The organism is Halorubrum sp. SP9 (genome assembly GCF_005435015.1).
Lineage (GTDB): Archaea > Halobacteriota > Halobacteria > Halobacteriales > Haloferacaceae > Halorubrum > Halorubrum sodomense.
Map to the genome: position 1 here is coordinate 40,640 of NZ_SGXU01000012.1, position 22,286 is coordinate 62,925.

General features: G+C 60.5%; 21 protein-coding genes. 8 read left to right on the forward strand and 13 right to left on the reverse strand.

The window, feature by feature from the left end:
• Positions 1-153: 153 nt before the first annotated feature.
• Entirely contained in the window at positions 154-1,035 is an 882-nt protein-coding gene (locus EXE45_RS08920; protein ID WP_137694089.1) for a ParA family protein, read from the forward strand.
• Positions 1,035-1,469 (forward strand): hypothetical protein, encoded by a 435-nt coding sequence (locus EXE45_RS08925; RefSeq protein WP_137694090.1) that lies wholly within the window; start codon positions 1,035-1,037, stop codon positions 1,467-1,469. The genes EXE45_RS08920 and EXE45_RS08925 overlap by 1 nt, the downstream gene beginning before the upstream one ends.
• 45 nt (positions 1,470-1,514) lie before the next feature.
• Here EXE45_RS08925 and EXE45_RS08930 read toward each other — a convergent pair whose 3' ends face one another.
• The 12 genes from EXE45_RS08930 to EXE45_RS08985 form a co-directional block, all read right to left on the reverse strand.
• Positions 1,515-2,858: an RNA-guided endonuclease TnpB family protein gene (locus tag EXE45_RS08930; protein ID WP_137694091.1), complete on the reverse strand. Its 1,344-nt coding sequence runs from the start codon at positions 2,856-2,858 to the stop codon at positions 1,515-1,517.
• A gap of 318 nt (positions 2,859-3,176) precedes the next feature.
• The gene (locus tag EXE45_RS08935; RefSeq protein WP_137694092.1) at positions 3,177-3,692 is read right to left on the reverse strand and encodes an ArsR family transcriptional regulator; all 516 of its coding nucleotides are present in this window, start codon (positions 3,690-3,692) and stop codon (positions 3,177-3,179) included.
• Between the two features lie 347 nt (positions 3,693-4,039).
• Positions 4,040-5,269 carry a site-specific integrase gene (locus tag EXE45_RS08940; protein WP_158294255.1) on the reverse strand — a complete coding sequence of 410 codons (1,230 nt, stop codon included), beginning with the start codon at positions 5,267-5,269 and terminating at the stop codon, positions 4,040-4,042.
• A gap of 380 nt (positions 5,270-5,649) precedes the next feature.
• Positions 5,650-7,272 (reverse strand): transposase, encoded by a 1,623-nt coding sequence (locus EXE45_RS08945; RefSeq protein ID WP_137694094.1) that lies wholly within the window; start codon positions 7,270-7,272, stop codon positions 5,650-5,652.
• Between the two features lie 89 nt (positions 7,273-7,361).
• Positions 7,362-8,216, reverse strand: coding sequence for an MOSC domain-containing protein (locus EXE45_RS08950; protein ID WP_137694095.1), 855 nt, complete (start codon positions 8,214-8,216; stop codon positions 7,362-7,364).
• On the reverse strand, positions 8,213-8,593 hold the full coding sequence (panD, locus tag EXE45_RS08955) for an aspartate 1-decarboxylase (protein WP_137694096.1): 381 nt from the start codon (positions 8,591-8,593) through the stop codon (positions 8,213-8,215). Before panD ends, EXE45_RS08950 begins: the two co-directional genes overlap by 4 nt.
• Before the next feature lie 39 nt (positions 8,594-8,632).
• Positions 8,633-9,364, reverse strand: coding sequence for an MOSC domain-containing protein (locus EXE45_RS08960; RefSeq protein WP_137694097.1), 732 nt, complete (start codon positions 9,362-9,364; stop codon positions 8,633-8,635).
• A 60-nt stretch (positions 9,365-9,424) separates the two neighbouring features.
• Positions 9,425-10,552 (reverse strand): aspartate aminotransferase family protein, encoded by a 1,128-nt coding sequence (locus EXE45_RS08965; protein WP_137694098.1) that lies wholly within the window; start codon positions 10,550-10,552, stop codon positions 9,425-9,427.
• Positions 10,549-11,853: a serine hydroxymethyltransferase gene (gene glyA, locus EXE45_RS08970; RefSeq protein ID WP_137694099.1), complete on the reverse strand. Its 1,305-nt coding sequence runs from the start codon at positions 11,851-11,853 to the stop codon at positions 10,549-10,551. Before glyA ends, EXE45_RS08965 begins: the two co-directional genes overlap by 4 nt.
• Positions 11,850-13,220 carry a glutamate-1-semialdehyde 2,1-aminomutase gene (locus tag EXE45_RS08975; RefSeq protein WP_274595475.1) on the reverse strand — a complete coding sequence of 457 codons (1,371 nt, stop codon included), beginning with the start codon at positions 13,218-13,220 and terminating at the stop codon, positions 11,850-11,852. The genes glyA and EXE45_RS08975 overlap by 4 nt, the downstream gene beginning before the upstream one ends.
• Positions 13,217-13,942: a type 1 glutamine amidotransferase gene (locus tag EXE45_RS08980; RefSeq protein WP_137694100.1), complete on the reverse strand. Its 726-nt coding sequence runs from the start codon at positions 13,940-13,942 to the stop codon at positions 13,217-13,219. Before EXE45_RS08980 ends, EXE45_RS08975 begins: the two co-directional genes overlap by 4 nt.
• An 88-nt stretch (positions 13,943-14,030) precedes the next feature.
• Positions 14,031-14,621: a protoglobin domain-containing protein gene (locus EXE45_RS08985; protein WP_137694101.1), complete on the reverse strand. Its 591-nt coding sequence runs from the start codon at positions 14,619-14,621 to the stop codon at positions 14,031-14,033.
• Between the two features lie 95 nt (positions 14,622-14,716).
• Here EXE45_RS08985 and EXE45_RS08990 point away from each other — a divergent pair, with 95 nt between their 5' ends.
• The 6 genes from EXE45_RS08990 to EXE45_RS09015 all read left to right on the forward strand — a co-directional run bounded on the left by EXE45_RS08990 (position 14,717) and on the right by EXE45_RS09015 (position 21,752).
• Positions 14,717-15,022, forward strand: a complete 306-nt coding sequence (locus tag EXE45_RS08990) for a helix-turn-helix domain-containing protein (protein WP_137694102.1) — start codon at positions 14,717-14,719, stop codon at positions 15,020-15,022.
• A gap of 983 nt (positions 15,023-16,005) precedes the next feature.
• Positions 16,006-17,694, forward strand: coding sequence for an ABC transporter substrate-binding protein (locus tag EXE45_RS08995; protein WP_137694103.1), 1,689 nt, complete (start codon positions 16,006-16,008; stop codon positions 17,692-17,694).
• A 29-nt stretch (positions 17,695-17,723) separates the two neighbouring features.
• Positions 17,724-18,710, forward strand: coding sequence for an ABC transporter permease (locus EXE45_RS09000; RefSeq protein WP_137694104.1), 987 nt, complete (start codon positions 17,724-17,726; stop codon positions 18,708-18,710).
• A 34-nt stretch (positions 18,711-18,744) separates the two neighbouring features.
• The gene (locus EXE45_RS09005) at positions 18,745-19,650 is read left to right on the forward strand and encodes an ABC transporter permease (RefSeq protein ID WP_137694105.1); all 906 of its coding nucleotides are present in this window, start codon (positions 18,745-18,747) and stop codon (positions 19,648-19,650) included.
• Positions 19,651-19,689: 39 nt separating this feature from the next.
• Positions 19,690-20,703: an ABC transporter ATP-binding protein gene (locus EXE45_RS09010; protein WP_137694106.1), complete on the forward strand. Its 1,014-nt coding sequence runs from the start codon at positions 19,690-19,692 to the stop codon at positions 20,701-20,703.
• A complete protein-coding gene (locus EXE45_RS09015) occupies positions 20,700-21,752 on the forward strand; it encodes an ABC transporter ATP-binding protein (protein WP_137694107.1) in 1,053 nt (350 codons plus the stop codon). The genes EXE45_RS09010 and EXE45_RS09015 overlap by 4 nt, the downstream gene beginning before the upstream one ends.
• A gap of 68 nt (positions 21,753-21,820) precedes the next feature.
• Here the strand turns inward: EXE45_RS09015 and EXE45_RS09020 are convergent, their stop codons facing one another.
• On the reverse strand, positions 21,821-22,270 hold the full coding sequence (locus EXE45_RS09020) for a hypothetical protein (RefSeq protein WP_241989450.1): 450 nt from the start codon (positions 22,268-22,270) through the stop codon (positions 21,821-21,823).
• Between the last annotated feature and the right edge of the window lie 16 nt (positions 22,271-22,286).

Consider the following 22,286-nt stretch of genomic DNA (forward strand, 5'->3'; position numbering starts at 1 on the left):
CGGGATATAACTCACAAGTGAATCTTAGATATGTGTCTTACACACCAGTCTAAGATACCTAAGACATGTATCTTACTTCTCTAACTAACTTAGACACCTAACAGAGATATGTGTCTGACATACGTTTATGTGATTAGTCTCTAATCATACTGTATGCTCTCGTACACGGTTTACAGCGAGGCCGGCGGCGTCGGCAAGACGTCGTTAACAGCGAACATTGCTTGCGCTCACGCGCGAGCAGGGCTTGATGTCCTTGTGATCCCACTGGATCCACAGGACGGGAATCTAAGCCGGTTGTTCGACGTCGACGACGATCGGAGTGATTCGTCCGCAGATAGTCTCGTTCGACATCTCGTCGATAACCCTGGTGGCGAGTTCGATGACCTAATTCGAACGGCTGAGGGCATCGACATCATTCCGGAACACAACACACTCTCGGATCTCTCTGACCACCTCGCACGCGAAAAAAGCCGCGCAGAGGACTTTGGTGAGGCGTACAACATCTACGCGCAACTTCGTCGGGTCCTCGCTGAAAACGATGTGCCGGACCGGTACGACGTTCTCATCTGTGATCCGCCGGCAACGGAGTCAGATCACCTCTATAATGCGATTTACGCGACGCGGAATCTCCTCATTCCGTTTGAGCCATCCGCAAAGGGCGAAGCGTCTGTTGAAGGCTTAGAAGAGCTTGCGACGAACTTTGCGGACGAGTTGACCATCGATGTCGGCGTCCTCGGCGCCGTCCCGATTGAGTTCAAGGGAACGAAAGACCAGAACGAGATCGTCGATGAGGTGCCCTTCGAGGTGCCTGAGGTAATCGGCGACCGGACGTCGATGATGGAGGGCTGTTGGCGACACCAGTGTAGTGCGTTCGAGTTCGTGCGATCTCATCGGAGTCGACGTCGGGATTACGAGGTTGAGACACTGGCGAAGTTCGATCGAATTGCTCGATTCCTCGAAACCCAGAGCGGAATTACTGCGCCCTCGTCGCCTGAACCAGGGGCGTTAGACAATCCTGAGGAGGTGACCGTCTGATGGCGGGATTCAAAGAAGGGACCGTCAACGGGTGGGACGACGAGGAAGAGGAAGACAGCAACAGCAAAGCGGACTTCGAAGGAGATGCCTCGGCCAATGAGGACAGCAGTGGCCAAGAGGAGCAATCTACCGAAGTGGAGATAGAAACCGGGGCGGGGGATACCGTCGAAACAGGTGTAAACAACGCCTCAGCGGGTGATATCCCCTGGGTTCTCCGACGAAATAGTATCACTGACGGACGCGATCAGACAGTCCAACTTCACCTCCAAGAAGAGACAATGAACGTCCAGCGGAAACAGAAGTCGCTCATCGAGGCGCGACTTGGGGAGAGCGTTCGAAAAGCCGATCTCCGGGAGGCTGCGTTATTGGTGGGCCTTCAGCACACAGACGATGTCGTTGACGTCCTCAAAGAGTGGGGGTACGCTCTCGATTGACATCCTCCCACGGCTGAAGCCGGGATTCCTCTCGCGGGATATTGGCTAGGCCGTCTCCCCGGAGGCAATTTTCCCTTCACTATCGACGGTACTCCGGTCTGTGCGCGCTTCTTTGGGACTGTCGTGAGGGTGTGGTTGCCCCGACCACTCGTGGTCGTCCCACTCGAATCGCACGGGCCGTGCCATCGGCCTGACTTCTTGCTCTGTCTGCCGCTCGAGAAACGTCTTCGACGCCGTGAGATCCGCGTGTCCCTCGAACCCACACACACACGTCAGCGTCTCCTGATGCCGCGTGGTTCGATCCGTCGACCCGCACTGCGGACATTCCTGACTCGTCCACGCTTCCGACCGCACTACCACCGAGATCCCGTACTCTTCAGCGGTACAAGCAAGTCGGTCCACGAATCTCCTGAACGCCCAGAAATTGTGCGTCTTGGCGTTTGCCTCAACGGACCAATGTGTTTCTAACACGCCGGTCAAATCACCCACATACACTGTGTCGACACCGTCGGTGTACAGGCGTTCGATCACGTCGCGACACAGCGCTTCTTGGGCGTGATCGCGGCGCCGAGTGCGCTTGCGATACAGCCGCCGGATGCGCTCGCTGCTGTGTCGGCCCGCTTCGAGTTTGGCCTGTAACCGGGCGATCTCCCGAGTCGTCTCGCGGAAGCGAGTGAACAGGTCGTGACCCTCGTACAGATACTGTTCGCCGGTCGTCGTGGTACAGGCGACGAGATTGTTCGCACCGATATCCAGAGCAGCCGTTTCATCAGCCAATGGAGTTGCCCGCGTCTCGTCAGAAACAGTCACGGGCTGCGAAGCTCGGAAGGTGCCGTCGGTCTCGTCGTACCACAGGTCCAATCGACCTTGTTTCTCGTAGTCGGGCCAATTGGGGTCGCCAGCGACTTCGAGCCGAAGGCGCCCGGTGTGGTCGTATCTGTCTTTCAATTCGCTCCCGACCAGTATCTCGAGTCGGGAGCGGTCGCTCCATTCGACGGTGTACGACGTGTTGCGAATGACGGTCTTGAGTTGGCGCCCGTCGTCCTCGTTGCCACGGAAGCCCGGCGGTTCGGGATGATCCGTGATCGACGTGTTCGAGGCGTCGTGGTACTGCTCTTTCAGCCGGAAGAACGCTCGCCACGCCTCGCTGTTCTTCCGGATCACCTGTTGGGCGGTGGACGCACCGAGAACGCCTTTGTATTTGCCTTCGAGGTGGCCTGTATCGGCGTCCCACACGCCGCCTTCGAACCCGTCTTCGTCGTTGTACCGCATGAGGCGCTGGTAAGTGACTTCGTTCCAGAGAGCGGCGGAAGCGTCCAACAGATCCCGTAGCAGCCGCTCTCCGTCCTCGGAAAGCGGACGTACTGCGAACGTGTTGGTACGCTTCACGACGATAGATTGTTATACTTTTAGTCTTAAAGTCTTTTTGTCATGCGCCCAAACATAGACATTTCGCATACGCTGGGTGGCCGAATCAAAGACTACGCTGAAGCGAATGATCTGGAGCTCTCAGAGGCATATACCGAAGTGCTAGAGGCAGGATTGGATGAATTAGAGCATTGAATATCCAGCAATAGGATAGTTCGCACGTGTTACCGCAGTTGTCGGATTCACCCCACGGCTAACGCCGTGGGCCCTCTCCTTGCTTATTTGTAGGGTACGGCACTCCAGCGACTGGTTGGATTGGACTCGCCTTGTGCTCAGACACTACGACGGAGCAGCAGACCTGTACGTATCATAGTTCCTCAGAACCTGGCCGATAACTTTCAGCCGGTATTCAGCAAGGTCCCAATCAGCCGCAGTACGACGGAGTGAGGTCATTTTCTCAGGATTAGCCTCAGCGGTAGCACGCTCGCGGAGAGCGGCTGGTGATTCAGCCTCATAGTCTGCTTGCCACGTCGCGATCTGACCCTGAAGATTCGCTTTGAGCTGTTCAAGACCATCCCGGTCGTGTTCAGCTAAGAGCTCACGAATCGTTTGGAAACGTTGGTAGATGGGGTCGGGGGCGTACGTTTTCGGATCCGTATCGGTATCTGCGACCAAGACACCAACCTCCACAAGTTGGTCGAGGTGTGTTCGAGCAGTTTCATCAGCGACAGCAGCTTCGGAGGCGACCCAGTTCGCTGATCGTGGTTCCGAGACGGGTTGAATGACCGACCACACCCTCTCAAAGGGGCTCGTGCGCTCAATCCACGTTTCGAGATTAGGGTTAGAGCCCACCATAGCTGTCTATCGTTGGTGTATCCAGGTAAAACCGGGGTACGCACGGTGCAGAGTCTCGGAGTTTGGTTTTGATGCGCAGCTTATTTCCAGTTTAAAATTGTCTGAATCGTCCTTCGTCTGGCGGTTAGCAAACTTTCACAGTGAATGTCGCTTAGAAAAGTTTTCTGAGTGATAGAAAATCAAAACCGCAAGCAAGCCCCACATTCACCGTAACTTCGGGAGAACAGAAGGCACGCATCAATTCCATCCTCCGAGGTTGTGTGTGACGGTGATAACTATCGATAGAATATCGCAGTAAACGGTTTATTCGAGCGCTCAGAAGACCCCAGACAGCGAGCTGACAGCGGCTACTCCTCTGATGAGAAAATATCGCTACCCACGTCGGACAGCTCACTCGCCTCCTTGTGCGCGTACATCTTCGACGTCGTCGACGGATCCTCGTGTCGAAGCACGCGTTGCGCGTCACTGAATCCCGCTTCGTCGTAGTACGCTTCCCCAACACCTCGGCGAGCGCCATGGAGGGTGAGATAGCCCTTCGAATCGTCTGAACAATCCACAGCAGCTGCTTGAGAGAGCTTCTTGAGCGTGTATCGGCCGCCCTCAGTGGTTAGCGCCGGTGGGGTAAGTTCCCGTTCCCGGAAGGCCTCGACGAGCCCAGCTGTGCCGAGACTGGTGATCTCATCGATCGTCTCATGATCGACTCCACGGTCCCGAAGCGGACTCCGTGCGGCGTCTCGCAGTGAGGCGAGATGGAACGAGGGAAACACGGGCCAGGTATCATCGGGCGGGTCTAAGAGCGTCTGCCAGCGTGTGAGAGCCCCGACGGGACGGTCCGTCAGCGGTGCCTTCTCGATTTTCTGGCTTTTGCCGAGTACTGTCAGGACCTCCTGGTCGGTGTCGACGTCTGCCCAAGTGATCCCCGTCCGCCGGTCATCGAGATTGGCTGCCAAGACCTCAGCACCACGCACGCCTGAAAACCCGATGACGTAGACGAGAGCCCGGTCACGGGCAGCGGTGAGTGCCTCTTGGCTCTGGGGGTCGGCATCAATGGCCTCGTGCGCTCGCTCGTCGACGTGTGAGACGATTGTCTCACGCTGCTGTTGCGACCAGAACTGTTGTTGCCCGGAATCCGTCGTGGGTCGGTCAGGCATTTCGTCTTTCGCTCGGTCAGTATCTGCTGGATTCTCCGCGATGTACTCCCACTGCTGGCAATAATGGAGGTACGCGGAGACGAGCGAGTAGTAGTTCCACGCCGTAGCGGCTGTGATCCCCTCGGTGTCACCATTCGCCCGCCGAGCGTTCACGCGTCGGGCGAGATGGCCAGCATAGCGTGCGAGATTGCGGCTGTCGAGTTCTTCGAGGGTGGTCACCCCGCGACTGTCCATCCACTCGACCCAGTCCGGGACGACGCGTTCGAGCGCCTGAACGTAGTTGCCCGATCGCTGCGTCGTGTTGCCGTCGGAGTCCGCCTCTTCGATCGTCTTCGCCTTGGCGTCGAGAAAATCAGGCAGTGGCTCGTCGAGTGGTGTATTGCCGCTTGTTTCCCCGGGTTGCGGGCCGTCAGCTGGCGGTGCCATCGATTCAGCTTCACCGACAGCGGGGACCCACAAAAATCTACTTGTGACTACTTGACTAATCCAAAGTAGGGAGCACAGCATCCAATATAGCCTCAAATAGCCTTCTAGGGGCTGTTTTCGTACGTTTAGACGGTCTACTCTGGTTCGTAAAGTGTATTTTGCTATACGAAATCTGAACAGGTTGGAAGTTCCACAGTTTCGGAGGATAGGCCAGTTTTGGGCTTGGCCGCCGTCTATTCGTGTTCTATTCACCAATCGAGCACCTATTTTGAACAATCCCGCTCCAATCTGCCAAGAGAGCGTCCAAAATTTCGCGGATTCTGGCGCTGCTGAACAGCGTTACCACTCTCAGGTGGCGAACCCGGGAGGGAAGCGACCGGTCAGTCGGGTGGGATCAGCGCCGAAACGACGACTTCGACACATTCACCCGCGGTTAACACGGGCGCATAGTCCATCTCGCCATCAACGCCAGCTTTCAGCAGAAAGTCCGTGAGCCGCCAGATGTTGTAGAGCAAGACCGCAAACACGAAGTAGAACAGCCGCACACGATAATCCTTCGAGGAGGTCTTCGCGAGAAAGTCGTTCTTGATGCTCTTGTACTCGTTTTCGATCTGCCAACGACGGCTGTAGCGCTGACAGAACGACTCGGCTTCCTCCGGACCGACCCGGAGATTCGTCGCGAAGACGGCCGTCCCCTCACCACTCGTCGACGGCACGTACAGGAACTGCATCGAGTGACTTCCTGATTCGACGTGAACAGACGCCGATTCGACCGCCACGTTTTGTCCATCGGCATCCATCGTCTCGATGGCCTCCCGCTCAGTGCTGGTAACCCGCTTTGGGATGAGATAGTTCACCCCGAGATTCGAGAGCGTCTGGTAGACGTTCTTGGAATCGAACTCCCGATCACACAGCACGGTCTCTACAGGGACGTGTTGTTTCGCTCGTGTCACGAGTCGCCGGACAATACGGTGAACCTGATTCGGCGGATTCCTATCCCACGGTGAGCTCTCCCGAACCGGCTCCACGGCGAGCACCAGCGGAATGTTCTCGCCGACGATTGAGAGTGTCGCAAATTTGAACGCCCGCTCTTCTTCCCCCCTCATCCCACTGACCATCGACATTCCCTCTAGGTCGCCGTAGTACGGGATCGTCGTGATGTCGATTGCTGCAGTGACCGGACGCCGAAACGATGCCTCCGAGGCGATAGCCGAGAGCAACCGGTCACTCGCCTTATCGAAGCCCTCGATCAGCGCTTTGGGCTCGAATTGTTTGACTGCCCGCAGATGCGTGTCTCCATGCGGACCGTACTCCTTGCCCTGTCTGAACTGAAACCGTGCAGCACCCTGCGCGGTACCACAGCCGACCATCCCCATGAACGTCTGGAGCTCGAAGAACTGCGTATCTTCGTAGGAGGCGTTCTGCGCTCGGCCAGAATCGAATCCGTCGAAGCCGTGATTTCGTGCGAGGCGTGTCGTCCGGTGGATCTGCTCATCGGAAAAATTAGCGCCCCCGGAGTTGTCCTGCTCATCGTCGTCGGTCGACTCAGGCTTCGAATCAGTGACTTCCTCTTTTGGGCGCACGGCGGATACTGAGGGACCGTAGTCGTGGATCTCTTTGACCACGTAGTGAGCGGCGACGGTCACGTACTCTCGAACCCCGTCATCGAATCGGTTCCGCCAAGCGCGAGAGAGGACGGCCTCGTCGGGAACGTGGTCTAGCCCTAACGGGTCAGCGAGTTCCTGGTACGCTTCGAGGGTCCGGTAACTGTCGCCCGTGATTTCCCGATAGATGAACAGCCGGAGTACCCCCTGGAACGAATCTGGTGCGGGGTGCCAGCTCGGATAGCCGTCCTCGAGATGCTCCATGTAGATGGTGACCTCGCTCACAGCTGCCCGGAGACACACTCCATCTCGTAGTGCTTCCCTGAGTTCGATTCCAGTTTTGTAGGCGTGAGTCATCCGGCAAGAACGGTCTGAGAGCGGGTCTTGGCAATTTTCCATCTGATTTTGATTCTAACGCGGTAATGAACAGTCCCTTCCTCAATATTCTCTCAATTAGGTTTCAAAAAGTGACTGGGAAGAATTATTGGCTAACCGAGCTGGTCACTCCCTGTTTTATTAATTGGCCCTTCCATAGGAACTTCCCCCAGTACCTCTAGCTCATCACCCACCGCTACACCAGACTTCCACTCGGATTCAGGAACCTTTGTGTTGACCATCAAACAGAAGTAGTGATCAAATCGTGCGCGGTCCGCCCACTCTGGAAGTGTCCGTTTACGATTCTCGATGAAGATCCGCTGAAACTCTGGATACTCTTCGCCGGTATGGGGGTCACGGACTGGGACGATACAACGCTGGCACGGATTTGCGCCGCGAAACGTCACATCGCCGATTCGGAACACGACTTCATGGTCATGATCGGAATATAATCGGTCTTCCCAGAACGGAGGCACCCCGTCGATTTCGAGATTCGCTCGGAGACGGAGACGCATTTGGTGTTCGTCCAACCCGTCGAACCAAGAAGCGACCTCGCGGAGGGTGGCCGTACTGATCACTGTAGGCCCCGAGAGAACTGTATCGTCCGGGAACCCACCTTTCGAGTCCCGTTTCAGATGAACGGGATAGCCGAAATATTCAGTGAGCCAGTCAGCGAGTTCGCTCCAGTCGTTGGACAAACTGAATCGACATGCGGATTCTTCTGACTCCTCTTCTATGCGGAGTGTCACGTGCTCAAGACCGTCATCGAACGATGTCCTAATACGGTGTACGTCAGCAGTTCGTTTTCCGTTGACGTACTTCTCATCGTCATCAAACATTGCGTATTCGCGGTCGTGTCGCAAGCCGCCGTTTTCGGCGATTTCTGCGGTTTGCAACGTGACCGGTTCCAGTGACTTGATCGGATGAACTGCGATACGAGTGAGATGTGGGGAGGTCGTGTCACTCATGATCGGTAGCTCTCCCGTTCGTAGCTATGCTCCGTGTCTACGTCGGTGATCTCATCATTTTCGTTCACACGGACTATTGTTGGCTCAGGTTGATCGTCATGTTCGCATAGCCCGTATGATAGGATTATGACTGTGTCTCCCTGTTCAGCCAATCGCCCTGCTGCACCGTTTAAACGAACCACTGTCGGCTCACCAGGAATCACATACGTTTCTAAACGTTCTCCATTCGTACAGTTAACGACCTGTACTCTTTGGTGGGGGCAGATGTCAGCAGCCTCTAAGAGGTCAGCTCCTATTGTGATACTGCCTTCGTAGTCGATGTTTGTACCTCTAATCGTAGCTCGATGAATTTTAGCTTGGAGATAGTTCCGTTGCATGATGTTTTATTTATGTACTGGTGTGGATTTTCTGTTAGTCTATGCCTCATCGACATTGTCGTCTGGTAGATTCGGTCCGTACACTCGGGGGGTAGAATCTGGCTGGGTTCCTGTTTCTGCTCGGTCCGCGAGCTTCCCTGTCCAGCTTTCCCCAAGTGATTCGAGATTGGCCAATTCCCTGGCCAGCTTCCGGTCCTGAGGCATTCGGTATCGGACCTTTGTTGCCCGAGCAACTGACCAGTCTGGGTGTGGTCGCTCTACCAGTTTCATTTGCTGTCCGGACGCCACAAGGCCAGTTTCGATCACTCTGAAATACCAACCCGTGTATCCTGTCTGTTCGAATTGGACGGCGAGGTCTGGAACACGCCATCGCCGGGCCAACTTCCAGCACGGTGACCGGGGTTGGGTTATCTGGACAGTCGCCTCACCCACCTCGAAGATATCGCCAATACACGCCTCACGTTCGGTGAGACCCTCAATGGTGAAGTTCTCACCAAACGCCGCTGGACCGAGTGTCAGCCCTAACTCCTGATCCCAGTAGGAGTAGTGTTCGACCGGATAGACGCAGACGGCCTTCTCCGGCCCACCGTGATGTCGCAGGTCGGCCTGCTGGTCGCCGTCGAGGTTCGTCTCACCGAGGAACACCTCGCCCTCAACCGGTTGCTTGTAGAAGGCCGTCTCCCACGGTCTATCCATCGGCTCTTCGGCGCCGTGTGTCCCGTATGTTTTCGGGGTGCCGACCTGAATCGAGCGCAGTTTCGCGTCGGTCATGTGTGGTTCGAGCTATCGGATGGGAGTCGTCGTTCGGTATCTGGGAGGAGTTCGTCCATCTTAGTTCAGCACCTCGTTCAGTGCCGTTACGGCGCGGTCGACGTGCTGCTGCTCGATCACGAGCGGTGGGAGCATCCGTACGACGGTCCGGCCAGCGGGAAGTGCGAGGATCCCGTGGTCAAGCGCGAGGTCGCGAAGCACTCGGTTTGCGCCACGCTTCACCTCAACGCCGATCATGAGGCCCTCGCCGCGGATTGCTCGCACCGCCTCACCGAGGGTTTGCCGGAGTTCTTCGAGGAAGTAGCCCCCGAGATCCGCGGCGTGTGTTGGGAGGTCGTCGTCGACAATTGTTCGGAGCGTCGCAGCGGCGGCGGCGCTCACGACAGGTCCGCCGCTGAACGTCGATCCGTGATTTCCGGCGCCGTCCGCGATCCAATCCCGACAGAGCGTCGCCCCCATCGGAAGTCCGCTCGCGAGCCCCTTCGCCGTCGTCAGGATATCGGGAACAACCTCGTAGCGCTCGGACGCCCACATCGACCCGGTTCGCCCAAGCCCGGTCTGGATTTCGTCGGCGATCATCGCGGCGCCGTGCTGAGCGGTGTGAACACGGATGGTTTGGAAAAACTCCCGACCGCCCGGATTGATACCGCCCTCTCCCTGGATCGGCTCGACGATTACCGCAGCGGTGTCGTCGTCGATCGCACCGGCCATCGCAGCTGCATCGCCATAGTCGACGAACTCGACTCCACCGGCGAGTGGTTCGAACGGTTCGCGGTACTTTGGCTTCCACGTCGCGGCCAGCGCTCCGAGCGTCCGGCCGTGGAAGGCGTTGCGCGTGGCGACGATCTTCTCACGGCCGGTTGCACTGCGGGCGAACTTGATCGCCGCCTCGTTGGCCTCGGTCCCGGAGTTACACAGCCATACGTTGTCGAGGTCACCAGTCCCGACATCCGCGAGCATCTCGTATGCGGTAGTCCGGGCTGTCTGCGGATACGACGCCTGGACGAACAGTAGGTCGCGGGTCTGGTCGGTGACGGCCTTGACAACCCGCGGGTGGCAGTGGCCGACCGGTGTACAGGCGTATGCGGCGCCGAAATCGAGATATTCGGTCCCGTCGCTGTCGTAGAGGAAGACACCGTCACCGGCGGCGATATCGATCGGCTTCTCGTTGAATACGAACCCGGTCATTCCGGTTCCTGACCTGTTGTGGGGCTGTCGTACACTGGGAACTGCTCGCAGAGCCTCCGGACCTCCTCGGCAACTGTCCCGAGCGTGGCATCGTCTTCGGGCGAGTCAAGCACCCAAACGATCGCGTCAGCGACGGCCTTGATGGCCTCCGGGTCGAACCCACGGGTCGTGAGGGCGGGCGTCCCGACGCGAATCCCGCTCGCGACGAACGGCGAGCGCGTCTCACCCGGCACAGTGTTCTTGTTCAGTATGATCCCTGCCTGCTCGAGGGCGTCCTGTGCGTCCGCCCCGGTCACGTCGGGATGTGACTCACGAAGATCGACCAGAACGAGATGTTTGTCCGTCCCGCCGGAGACCAGCGAGAGGCCGTGGTCCCGGAATCGGTCAGCCAGCACCTCCGCGTTCCGGACGATATCGGCAGCGTACGCTTCGAACGCGGGCTCCAGCGCCTCACCGAAACCGACGGCCTTGCCCGCGATATTGTGCATCAGTGGCCCGCCCTGGGCTCCGGGGAACACCGCCGTGTCGATATCGTCAGCCCACTCCTCGCGGCACATGATAATCCCGCCACGGCCAGCGCGGATCGTCTTCTGGGTCGACCCCGTGACGAAGTCGGCAACCCCCACTGGCGAGGGATGTTCGCCTGCAGCGATCAGCCCGGTCGTGTGCGCGACGGCGGCGAGGTGCAGCGCGTCTTCTGCGTCGGCAGCGGCCTGAATCCGTTCGTACTCGATGTGCCGTGGGTACGCCGACGACCCGGAGACGACCATATCCGGGTCGAACCGGGCGGCCTTCTCGTCCAGCTCCTCGTAGTCGATGTAGCCCGTCTCCGCGTCGACGTGGTAGTGTTCGACCTCGTAGCGCTGCCCGGTGAAATTCGCCGGGTGGCCGTGGCTGAGGTGGCCGCCATGGCTGAGTTCGAGCGAGAGAATCCGGTCGCCCGGCTCTAACGTCGCCAAGTACACTGCCTGGTTCGCCTGCGTGCCCGAGTGCGGCTGCACGTTGACGTGGTCCGCACCCCAGAGGTCGTGGGCCCGGTCGATCGCCAGTTGCTCCAGCGCGTCGGCGTGTTCGCAGCCGGCGTAGTACCGCTCGCCGGGGTATCCCTCGGCGTACTTGTTGGTCAACTCGCTACTCTGGGCTTCGAGCACGGCCTCGGAGACGTGATTCTCCGAGGCGATCAGCGTGAGCGTCTCCCGCTGGCGACGGCGCTCGCCAGCCAGTGCCTCGGCGGCGGCTGGGTCCTGCGCCGCGACGGTCGAATAGCGGTGCGTGGCGTCGGTCGTTGGCTGCTGGGTCATGTAGTGAGCACCTCCTGATAGGCGTCGAGTGTCCGCTCGACATTGGTCTCCGTGTGGGCGTTACTGAGGAACTGGCTCTCGAACTGATTCGGCGTGAGCAACACACCGTGGTCGGCCATCGCGGGCCAGAACACTCGCTTCCAGCGGTCGGTCGCGCCCGCGGCGACATCGGCACCGGTCTTGGGGCACGTCTCGAACCGGGGGCAGTCGGAGCGTTGTTCACAGCCGCTCGTGCAGTGGCCGCTCGGTTCGTCAGGCCGCTCGCGGGTGAACAGCAACTTGAACATCGAGTCCGTCCCCGCGACAGTGTACTCGGGCGCGTAATCCTCAACGAGGTCCTGGAGGCCGGTCCGGAGCTGCTCGCCGAGGTCGTTCACGTGCCCCCAGACATCGTTGGCCTTCGCATACTTGAGGGTCTCTAGCCCGGCGGCCATCGTCACCGGATGGCCGTTGAACGTGCCCGACTCGAAGACCTCGCTGGTCGGCGTGAACCGCTGCATCACCTCGGCGCGGCCACCGATCGCCCCCACTGGGAAGCCTCCACCGATGATCTTCGCGAACGTCGTCAGGTCCGGCGTGACACTGTACTTCCCTTGGGCGCATCCCAACCCGCCGACACGAAAGCCGGTGATCACCTCGTCGAAAATCAGCAGGGCTCCGTGGTCGTCGCACAGCTCGCGGAGGGTGTCGTGATAGCCGTCGACCGGCGTGACGATCCCGCGGTTCCCGAGTAGCGGCTCGGTCAGAACGGCCGCAATCTCCTCGCCGTGACATTCGAATACGTCGCGGACGGCTTGTTCGTCGTTGAACAGGACCGGGATCGTCTCCTTGGCGAACGATTGGGGGACGCCCGCGCTGCTGGGCGTGCGCTCGTTGACGTCGCCCTCGACGAGGAACGACTCGTGACCGCCGTGGTAGCCGCCCTGCATCACGACAACCTTGTCCCGGTCAGTGTACCCCCGGGCGAGTCGGACTGCTGCAGCGGTGGCCTCCGTGCCTGAGTTGACGAACCGGAGCGCCTCGATGCTGTCGACGTGATCGATCACGAACTCGGCGAGTTTGACCTCCAGCTCGGTCGGAGCCCCGTACATCGGACCGTCTGAGACAGCCGCTGCGATAGCCTCTTGGACGGTCTCCGGCAAATCGTGGCCGAGTAGCAGCGGCCCGTATCCCATCACGTAGTCGAGATACCGATTGCCGTCGACATCGACGAGGTGGGCCCCGTCGCCGTGGTCGACGAACGCCGGATGCGGCTGCGGGTCGGCCCGGACCGGTGAGTTCACCCCGCCGACCAACGATCCGAGCGCCCGGCTATACAATCGAGCCGATGCCGAACGGTCGAACCGCTCGTTCCCGGAGGCGGTCACGGTTCAGCCTCCGTCGTGGTGTCGGACTCCGTGACCTGCCGCTCGAGATTGTTGAACAGCGTCCGGAGCCGCTGCTCTAACGTCTCGGTCTTTTCGACCGCTGCCCGCATCGTCTCGGCGCTCTGGACGAACGGCCCGTCGGGCAGGTCGCCGCTGTGTTCGATGATCTCGTCGACGATCGCCGGCGAGGATTCGAGGTGGAACTGGAGGCCGACGACCCGGTCGCCGTAGACGAACGCCTGATTCGCACACGCGTCAGTCCGGGCCATGCGGGTTGCGCCCTCCGGGAGGTCAAACGTGTCACCGTGCCAGTGGAACACCTCGTATGTCTCGCCCAGGTCGGCGAACAGCGGTGATTCGACTGCGTCGGCGGTCGCTTCGACGGGGAACCAGCCGATTTCCGAAGTGTTGGCTTCGGAGACCTCTCCGCCGAGCGCCTCGGCGACCTGCTGGGCGCCGAGGCAGATCCCGACGACGACCTTGTCAGCGTCGACTGCCGCCCGAATGAGCTCTTTCTCTGCCGTGAGCCAGGGGTACTCGTCGGTGTCGTGGACGCCCATCGGCCCGCCCATGACGATCAGCCAGTCGAACGTGTCGAGGTCGGGCAGCGACTCGCCGTCGTAGAGGTGTGTCCCCATCAGGTCATGACCCCGGTCGGTCGCCCACTCGCGGATCGTTCCGGGGCCCTCGAAGGGGACATGCTGGAGGTAGTGAATCTGCATCCTCACTACTCCGTCGGGGACCCACCCCAGGACGCACTCGCTTCGCGAGCGGTATGGATCCACCCAACGGTCCCGGATATTTCCGCGGTCACCAGTCACCCTCCGGGACGTACGGCTGGCTCCAGAGCGTCACCTGCAGGACGACCGATTTGAACCAGGCGTGGTACATCGCATCGACCTCCGCTTCGCTATGATCGCCGTTCGCGAGGAACTCCCGGATGGTCGCCGTAATCGGGTAGATGAAGGCGATGATATACCGGAGGTCAATGTGCGGGACTGCGTCGGCGTCGTCGGTCTGGTTCTTGCCCGTCCGGTGGTGACGACGACCGATCTCGAACTGGTAGGCGAGCCACTCCTCGTCGTATGGTGCGTCGCAGGTGTCACGAATCCACTGCCCGAAACGAGCCCGCACGCGGTCGAGATATTCCTCGTCCGGCGTTCCCGCCGCGTTGGCGAAGTACTGGAGGAGGAAATCGTGATCGCCGACGAAGCCGTACCAGAGGTCCAGGATTTCGTCGATCTGTGGTTCCAGGATGTCACCCGCCGCTTGGAGGTGGGCGGCATCCTCGTCGGTGAACATCACTGATTGCTTGAGGTGGTCGAACTCGTCCATCGTGATCGGTGGCGCCGGGAGGTCTTCGGCGCCGCGGTCGTAGCCCGGAATCGGTTCGTTGCTCATTGATAATCGCCTGTCTAAATCGAGGAGAGTTGGCGTTGTAAATCAAGTAGTAATTTTGAAGCCAGTAGGTCCGAGATTTTGAACAAGGTCAACTCATGCGAATCGAGGAAACAGAGTGGAGCGGAATCTGGGAAGTGCTGGGCTGTAAGTGGACGTTTCACATCATCCGGTTACTGGCCCAAGAGGACGCCCAGTTCAACCACATCAAGAACACGATCGAGGGGTTGCCGGCGAGTACGCTGTCGACGCGGCTGAAAGCACTCCAGCGAGAGGGTGTCGTCGCGCGGGACGTCGACGAAACTGCATCGCCACCGACAGTGACGTACTCACTGACTGAGAAGGGAATCGAACTCGCGGAGATTATCGCCCAGATTGAGGAGCTCGAAACACGGTACTCATAGCGGAGTCGCACAATCTTGAAAAACAGGCCAACTGACTGGTGGGCATTATTATTCCAGCTATATTGAATTAGAATAGAAGGTACGCATCAAATCCATCCTCCGAAGTTGTGGAAATTACAGAGTCTCGGAGTTTGGTTTTGATGCGCAGCTTATTTCCAGTTTAAAATTGTCTGAATCGTCCTTCGTCTGGCGGTTAGCAAACTTTCACAGTGAATGTCGCTTAGAAAAGTTTTCTGAGTGATAGAAAATCAAAACCGCAAGCAAGCCCCACATTCACCGTAACTTCGGGAGAACAGAAGGCACGCATCAATTCCATCCTCCGAGGTTGTGGGAAATTGAGACTACAGTGGGTTTAGCGAGTCTGTGATGCGTGGTTTCCACCGAATCGATAAGTGGAGACTGCTTCAGAACGCTCGCTAAACGGCCATTCTTGTTGAAGTTCCCACCATATGGACGATTTTCTGTAACTTTCGGTAGCGTGTCGCTCAGACGGCCCTCTATCACGGGTAAAGCACCGTACTACCCGATTCCGGTCTCCTTCTTCAACAGCGTGAGCGTATTATCGGCAGTCGCCATTTGCTCGCACCCCGAACCGCGATCCGTTCTCGTGTTCGAGTTCTTGGAGGCGCGGTTTCGCGCGCATGTACAGTTGTCGAACGGTGGAGACGGCGGAGGGATGGCCGGATTACCTCGATATTTTGATATCAGGACAAATAGCTTGTGGTCTCGCCGATACGATACCGTCGCCTAGCTGCGGGCTGTTCCCCGAACGACCGTGCTGTTCTCACCCGCCCGACCGGCCGACTTGTATGAACGGTTCATACAGACCGCGGGGCCGTACCCAAAGGTATTCAGCACTCACAACCAGCTTTAACAGATACGATATGTATTCTGCCACTGACTGACAGTGTGTCACAATCGATTCCCGTTCACACGGCAATCTGGCCCGGCGGGAGTGGCGGCTGTCGACGACAACTGAAACCATGAGCAACGACATCACCGACAAAATCAGCCTTGACCGCCGCCGCTTCCTCCGCGCAACCAGTGCGAGCACCGCGGCCGGTCTGCTCGCAGGCTGTGCAGGCGATTCGGGAGGTACCGACACCGAAACTACCGACGGAACCGGGGCGGCCGGTGGCGGCGGTGGCTCCACAGACTCCGAGCTCTCGGTCATCTGGCCGGGCGGCGTCAACAACATCAACCCGCTCGGCTGGCTCACCATTCCGGACTACGACGCCGTCCGGATGATGTACGAGCCGCTGACCAGCGTCGACGCCGAGGGACAGGCCATCGGTCACGTCGCCAAGAGCTGGGAGACCTCCGACGACGGCGCCTCCTACACGTGGACGATTCAGGAGGGCATCACCTGGCACGACGGCGAGCCCCTGACCGCGGAGGACGTGGCCTTCACGTTCCAGGCCATCAAGGAGTACGAGTGGCCGTATCTCGGCTCGCTCTCCAGCGTCATCGCCGAACCCAGCGAGATCACCGTCGAAGACGAGTACACGGTGACCACACCACTGACCCAGCCGTACGCGCCGCTACCGCTGGTGCTCGCGGACCTCGGGATGATTATCCCGAAGCACATCTGGTCGGAGTATGACAACCCCGCCGAGGTCTCGAACACCGAGAACCCCATCGGGAGCGGCCCGTTCGTCTTTGAGGTGCGCGAGCCCGACCAGTTCCTCAACTTCTCGGTTGACGGTGAGTACTGGGGCGAGGTGCCTGACTTCGACAGCGTGAGCATCGAAATCATCTCCTCGACAGACTCGCAGGTGCTGACGATGAAGGAGGGCAGCGGGGACATGCTCCGCCTCCAGCCCGGCCAGTACGTCGAGGAGTTCGAGAGCGCGGACAACCTCAGCGTCGTCAAAGGCGGCTCGACGTACGTCACCTACATCGGCGTCAACACCAACCGCAGCCCGCTCTCGGACAAGGCGCTCCGGAAGGCGATGGCCTACGCCGTTGACCGCGAAACCGTCGCCAACCTCGTCAACGCGGGCTACGCCACGCCCGGCTACTCGCCGGTGCCCCCAGGACTGGAGTTCTACCACAACCCGGACACGAACAGCTACGCTCACAACCAGGAGCAGGCCCGCACCATCCTGAACGAGGCCGGCTACGAGCAGCAGGGCGACGGCCGGGTCACCCCCGACGGCGAGCCGCTCGAACTCGTCATCTCCATTCAGAACACGGGTAACTGGCCCCGTATCGCGGAGGTGCTCTCCCGCCAGCTCGGCGATGTCGGAATCAGCGTCGAGGTCAACTCCATGGAGTCCAACGCCCACACGCAGAAGGTCTCCGTCGAGCAGGACTACGACCTCACGCTCAACACGTGGCGCGTCTGGTTCGACCCCGACCCGTTCCTCTCGCCGGTGTTCGAGGAGAAGGGCACCCTCAACACCAGCCAGTACAACAACGCGGAGTTCGACCAGCTGATGCAACAGCAGCGCCGCGCGACCGACCCGCAGAAACGGCAGGGCTACCTCTACGACGCACAGGACATCCTGACCGAGGAGCTGCCGTGGGTCGTGCTCTACTACCCGCAGCTGCTCCACGGCATGCGCTCGTCCGCGTGGAAGAACTTCAACCCCATCCCCCGCTACGGGATGCAGAGTCCCTACGGGCTCGAGCCCGGCACCGGCCCGATGGTCCAGCTCGACCCCAAGTAGCGCCTCACCGACCTTACCCTCTCTAACGAATGGCCACCACATCTTCGAAAAAAGCGTACATCGCCACGCGGGTTCGGAACTACCTCGCGGCGTTCGCCGCCATCCTCGCCGTCAACTTCGCGATCCCGCGGGTGATGCCCGGCGACCCGACGACGCGCTTCGTCGGCCCCGGCTTCACCGAGGAGGCTCGTCGAGAGTTGCTCCGGGAGTTCGGGCTGAACAAGCCCCTCTGGGAGCAGTTCCTGCTCTATCTGACCAACACCCTCACTGGCGATTTCGGTGTCTCGTTCGCTCGCTATCCCACTCCCGTGATGGACCTCATCGTCGAGCGGCTGCCGCGCACGCTCTACCTGATGGGCGCGAGCGTGACCATCAGCGTCGTCGTCGGCATCCCGCTCGGCGCGTTCGCGGCGTGGAACTTCGGGGAACGCGAGGACCTGTTCATCACACAGTCCTCGCTGTTTTTCCGTTCAATCCCGACGTTCTGGCTCGCCATCCTGCTGGCGTTCGTCTTCGGCTACGTCATCCCGATCTTCCCGATTTCGGGTGCGACCAGCAGCGCGACGCACCCGTCGTTTTTCGCGTACTTCCTCGACTTGACCTACCACACGTTCCTGCCGGTAGTGACGATGTCGGCGTACTTCCTCGCGGGCTACACGTTCCTGATGCGGGGGAGCCTGCTCGACATCCTGCCCGAGAACTACATCAAAATCGCCGAGAGCAAGGGGCTCTCGGAACGACAGGTGCTGTTCGGCCACGCGGTCCCGCCGGCGTTCCCGCCCGTGCTGACCCAACTGGGGTTCCAGATCGGGCGACTCGCCGGCGGCGCGGTGCTGGTCGAGACGGTGTTCAGCTACCCTGGCATGGGACAACTGATGTTCGAGTCGGTGCTTGCCCGCGACTACCCGGTCATCCAGGCGACGTTCTTCTTCCTCGCCATCATGGTGCTCGGCTCGATGTTCCTCGCGGAAATCCTCTACACCATCATCGACCCACGAATCGGAGGCGGCGAATGACTCACGCACTCACGACGACGACGGAGGTGTACCGATGAGCACGGCCGAGGAGCGCGCCGACGGGACCTCGCGGCGGTTCGACCGTTTCCGCGGCTTCCTGCGGGACTTCCTCACCAACCGGAAAGGTCTCGCCGGCACGCTGCTGCTGGGGACTATCGTCTTCGTCAGCGTCGCGGCGCCGATAATTGCGCCGTACGACCCCGAGGCCTACGGCGTGGGCAAGGCGCTCGCGCCGCCCTCCGCCGAGCACCTGTTCGGCACCGACGACCTGGGCCGGGACGTGCTCTCGCGGTTCCTCTACGGCGGTCGCATCTCGCTGCTCGTCGGCGTCGTCAGCGGCGTCGTCGCCACGTTGGCGGCGACGCTCATCGGCGTCCCGGCGGGCTACTACCGCGGCCGTATCGGCCGGTACATCACGACGGCCATCGACATGAGCCTCGTCTTCCCGCCGTTCGTGCTGGTGGTCGTGTTCGCGGCCTACGCCGGCAGCAGCATCTGGAACATTATTCTCATCCTGTCGCTGCTCTCGTGGCCGATTCCGGCCCGAACCATCAAGGCCAAAACCCTTAGCGTCCGGGAGAACGACTTCGTCGAGTCCACCGAGGCGCTCGGCGCTTCCGACGTCCGCATCATGCGCCAAGAAGTGCTTCCCAACATCCTCCCCGTAGTGTTCGCCAACGGGATTCTCCAGATGGTCTACACCATCCTGATGGAGGCCGCGGTGGGCTTCCTCGGACTGGGTGACACCGCCCGCATCTCGTGGGGGACGATGCTCTACTTCGCCCAGAAGCAGGCTGCACTCAGCAGCGGGGCGTGGTGGTGGATGATTCTCCCCGGATTCGGCATCGCGCTCGCGGCGTTCAGCTTCATCCTTGTCGGCAGCGCGCTCGACGAGGTACTCAATCCCCGCCTCCAGCGGCGGACGTGGGGTGACGACTGATGTCCCGTTTCACAGAGACCGACGACACACACGATATCCATGAGTAAGCAGACACAGGCCCGCTCGGCCGACACCGCGGAGACGCTGCTGTCAGTCCGGAACCTCTCGACGTACTACAGCGAGGGTGAGGACGACGTACCCGTCCGGGCCGTCGATGGCGTCGATTTCGAACTCGCCCGCGGGGAGACCTACGGGCTTGTGGGTGAATCCGGCTGTGGGAAGTCCACGCTCGGGCTCAGTCTTATCCGGGCGCTCCCCCCGCAGGGCGACATCGGCGACGGCGAGATACGGTTCAACGGCCGGGCAATCGGGCAGTTACCCAAATCCGAAATCAAGGACCTACAGTGGGCCGAAATTTCGATGATCTATCAGGGAGCCCAGAACGCGTTCAACCCCGTCAAGACCGTCGGCAAGCAGATAGCCGAACCATTACGCATCCACGACATCGTCCCCGAGGGCGAGCGCAAGGGCCGGGTGCGGGAACTGTTGGAGAAGGTGAATCTCCAGCCCGACGTGGCCGAGCAGTACCCCCACGAACTCTCCGGGGGGATGAAGCAGCGGGCGGCTATCGCGATGGCCATCGCCTGCGAGCCCGATCTGCTCATCGCCGACGAGCCGACGACGGCGCTCGACGTGATCGTACAGGCCGAGGTGCTGAACATGCTCCAGCGCCTGCAGGAGGACCTGAACTTTGGGATGCTCGTCATCTCGCACAATCTCGCGGCCATCATGAAGCTCGCCGACCGCATCGGCGTGATGTACGGCGGGGAGATTGTCGAGACCGCGCCCTCCGAGACGCTCTACGACCAACCGAAACATCCCTACACGGCACGGCTCCTCCAGAGTCTCATCGACCCGCGCCGGCCGCCGGACCGCGTCGAGACCATCGAGGGGACCCCGCCGGACTTGCGGAACCCCCCGACCGGCTGCCGGTTCGCCGAGCGGTGTGAACTCGCGACCGAGCAGTGCCGGGCCGAGGCGCCCCCGCTTGAACCGGTGGGCGACGACCACGAAACCGCCTGCTTCCACCACGAGAAGGTGTCCCAGCTTTGAGTTCCCAATTCACCGCCCACGCGACGAAGTCCGGCGACGAACCGGTACTTGAGGTGCGCGACCTCGAGAAACACTACATCAAGAGCACGGGCTGGCTCGAGTCGCTGTTCGCCGACGAGGAGCGGGTCAAAGCCGTCGACGGCGTGAACCTCTCAATCGGCGAGGGCGAAATTTTCTCCGTGGTCGGCGAGTCCGGTTGCGGGAAAACCACGCTCGGGAAGACGCTGCTCCGGGTCATCGAGCCGACCGCTGGCCAAATCAAGTTCAAGGGAACCGACCTCGCCTCGCTGTCCGACAGCGAGATGCAGGAGATGCGCAAGCACGTCCAGATCGTCTATCAGGACCCGTTCGAGGCGCTCAACCCCAAGCGGTCGGTTCGCGGGCTGCTCCGCCAGCCCATGGAGATTCACGACATCACGGACAGCGACGAGCAGCGCGAGCGCATCCACCGTGCGCTGGAGGACGTGAACCTCCTGCCCGCCGAGGACTTCCTCGACCGCTACCCCGAGGAACTCAGCGGCGGCCAGCTCCAGCGCGTGCTCTTCGCCCGCGCGCTCGTGCTCGACCCGGAGTTCATCGTGGCCGACGAGCCTTCGAGCATGCTCGACGCGAGCGTTCGCGCCCGCGTGCTCGACCTCATCGACGAACTCCGGAACGAGCGGGACATCTCGTTTTTCATCATCACCCACGACATCGGCGCCGCCCGCTACCTCAGCGACCGCATCGGCGTGATGTATCTGGGCCGCATCGTCGAGATGGGCGCCGCCGACGGCCTCATCGACGACCCGAAACACCCCTACTCGAAGGCGCTCATCGAGAGCATCCCCTCGCCGGACCCGCGCGAGCCGCTGGAGAGTTCGGGCATCGGCTCGGAGGTGCCTGAGCCGGTCGACCTCCCCAGCGGCTGCCGGTTCCACCCCCGCTGCCCGATTGCGACCGAGCACTGCAAAGAGGTCGACCCAGAGTGGCGCGAGGTGCCCTCCGAGGACGACGCCGTGCGGACGACCGAATGTCACGAGGTCGAGCCGAAGCAGACGCCGTCGGGCTGAGCACGCTGTGGGAGAGAGCCCACCGATGGCTACCCGTTCGGCGGCTCCTTCCGTTCCTGCGCGACCGCTCAGACGAGTTCCATCACCTGCTCTGTGAGCCGGTAGCAGTACGCCGAGTGGACGAACACAATCTGGCCGTACTCCTCCGATTTCGACACCTCTTCGGAAGAGTCGATGGCCTCGACAGCCGTGTTGAGTCGGTCGACTGGGTCCCCAGTCCGCAGAACACTCACGACCTGCTCCGGTTCCACCCCGAACTCGGCGGCCAAGATGCTCCGGGCGGTTCGACCGGCACCGTCGGCGACGGCGACGGACGGCATGGAAACAGGGGCCGCCGTCGCGCCTCGCTCTGCAGCGTTCTCGGATAGAGCGGTGGCTTGCAGTTCGTCGTCGATGTGTACAATGAGGGCGCCCAGGTTCGCTTCCGCCTCTTCTGTCACCTGCCTGTTCACGATTTCGTCCAGCCGCTCGCTGATCGCGAACACGTCCGGCCCCGGCGGCGCCGCCTGTGCGAGCACCCCGATATCGACGAGG

What these genes read in the sequence shown, in the direction of transcription:
- EXE45_RS08965 (WP_137694098.1), bottom strand. Translation starts at nt 10,552, where the DNA reads ATGACCGGGTTCGTATTCAACGAGAAGCCGATCGATATCGCCGCCGGT.
- EXE45_RS08995 (WP_137694103.1), top strand. Translation starts at nt 16,006, where the DNA reads ATGAGCAACGACATCACCGACAAAATCAGCCTTGACCGCCGCCGCTTC.
- EXE45_RS08960 (WP_137694097.1), bottom strand. Translation starts at nt 9,364, where the DNA reads ATGACCGACGCGAAACTGCGCTCGATTCAGGTCGGCACCCCGAAAACA.
- EXE45_RS08925 (WP_137694090.1), top strand. Translation starts at nt 1,035, where the DNA reads ATGGCGGGATTCAAAGAAGGGACCGTCAACGGGTGGGACGACGAGGAA.
- EXE45_RS09010 (WP_137694106.1), top strand. Translation starts at nt 19,690, where the DNA reads ATGAGTAAGCAGACACAGGCCCGCTCGGCCGACACCGCGGAGACGCTG.
- EXE45_RS08950 (WP_137694095.1), bottom strand. Translation starts at nt 8,216, where the DNA reads ATGAGTGACACGACCTCCCCACATCTCACTCGTATCGCAGTTCATCCG.
- EXE45_RS08920 (WP_137694089.1), top strand. Translation starts at nt 154, where the DNA reads ATGCTCTCGTACACGGTTTACAGCGAGGCCGGCGGCGTCGGCAAGACG.
- EXE45_RS09005 (WP_137694105.1), top strand. Translation starts at nt 18,745, where the DNA reads ATGAGCACGGCCGAGGAGCGCGCCGACGGGACCTCGCGGCGGTTCGAC.
- EXE45_RS09000 (WP_137694104.1), top strand. Translation starts at nt 17,724, where the DNA reads ATGGCCACCACATCTTCGAAAAAAGCGTACATCGCCACGCGGGTTCGG.
- EXE45_RS08940 (WP_158294255.1), bottom strand. Translation starts at nt 5,269, where the DNA reads ATGGCACCGCCAGCTGACGGCCCGCAACCCGGGGAAACAAGCGGCAAT.
- panD (WP_137694096.1), bottom strand. Translation starts at nt 8,593, where the DNA reads ATGCAACGGAACTATCTCCAAGCTAAAATTCATCGAGCTACGATTAGA.
- EXE45_RS08990 (WP_137694102.1), top strand. Translation starts at nt 14,717, where the DNA reads ATGCGAATCGAGGAAACAGAGTGGAGCGGAATCTGGGAAGTGCTGGGC.
- EXE45_RS08985 (WP_137694101.1), bottom strand. Translation starts at nt 14,621, where the DNA reads ATGAGCAACGAACCGATTCCGGGCTACGACCGCGGCGCCGAAGACCTC.
- glyA (WP_137694099.1), bottom strand. Translation starts at nt 11,853, where the DNA reads ATGACCCAGCAGCCAACGACCGACGCCACGCACCGCTATTCGACCGTC.
- EXE45_RS08980 (WP_137694100.1), bottom strand. Translation starts at nt 13,942, where the DNA reads ATGCAGATTCACTACCTCCAGCATGTCCCCTTCGAGGGCCCCGGAACG.
- EXE45_RS08935 (WP_137694092.1), bottom strand. Translation starts at nt 3,692, where the DNA reads ATGGTGGGCTCTAACCCTAATCTCGAAACGTGGATTGAGCGCACGAGC.
- EXE45_RS08945 (WP_137694094.1), bottom strand. Translation starts at nt 7,272, where the DNA reads ATGGAAAATTGCCAAGACCCGCTCTCAGACCGTTCTTGCCGGATGACT.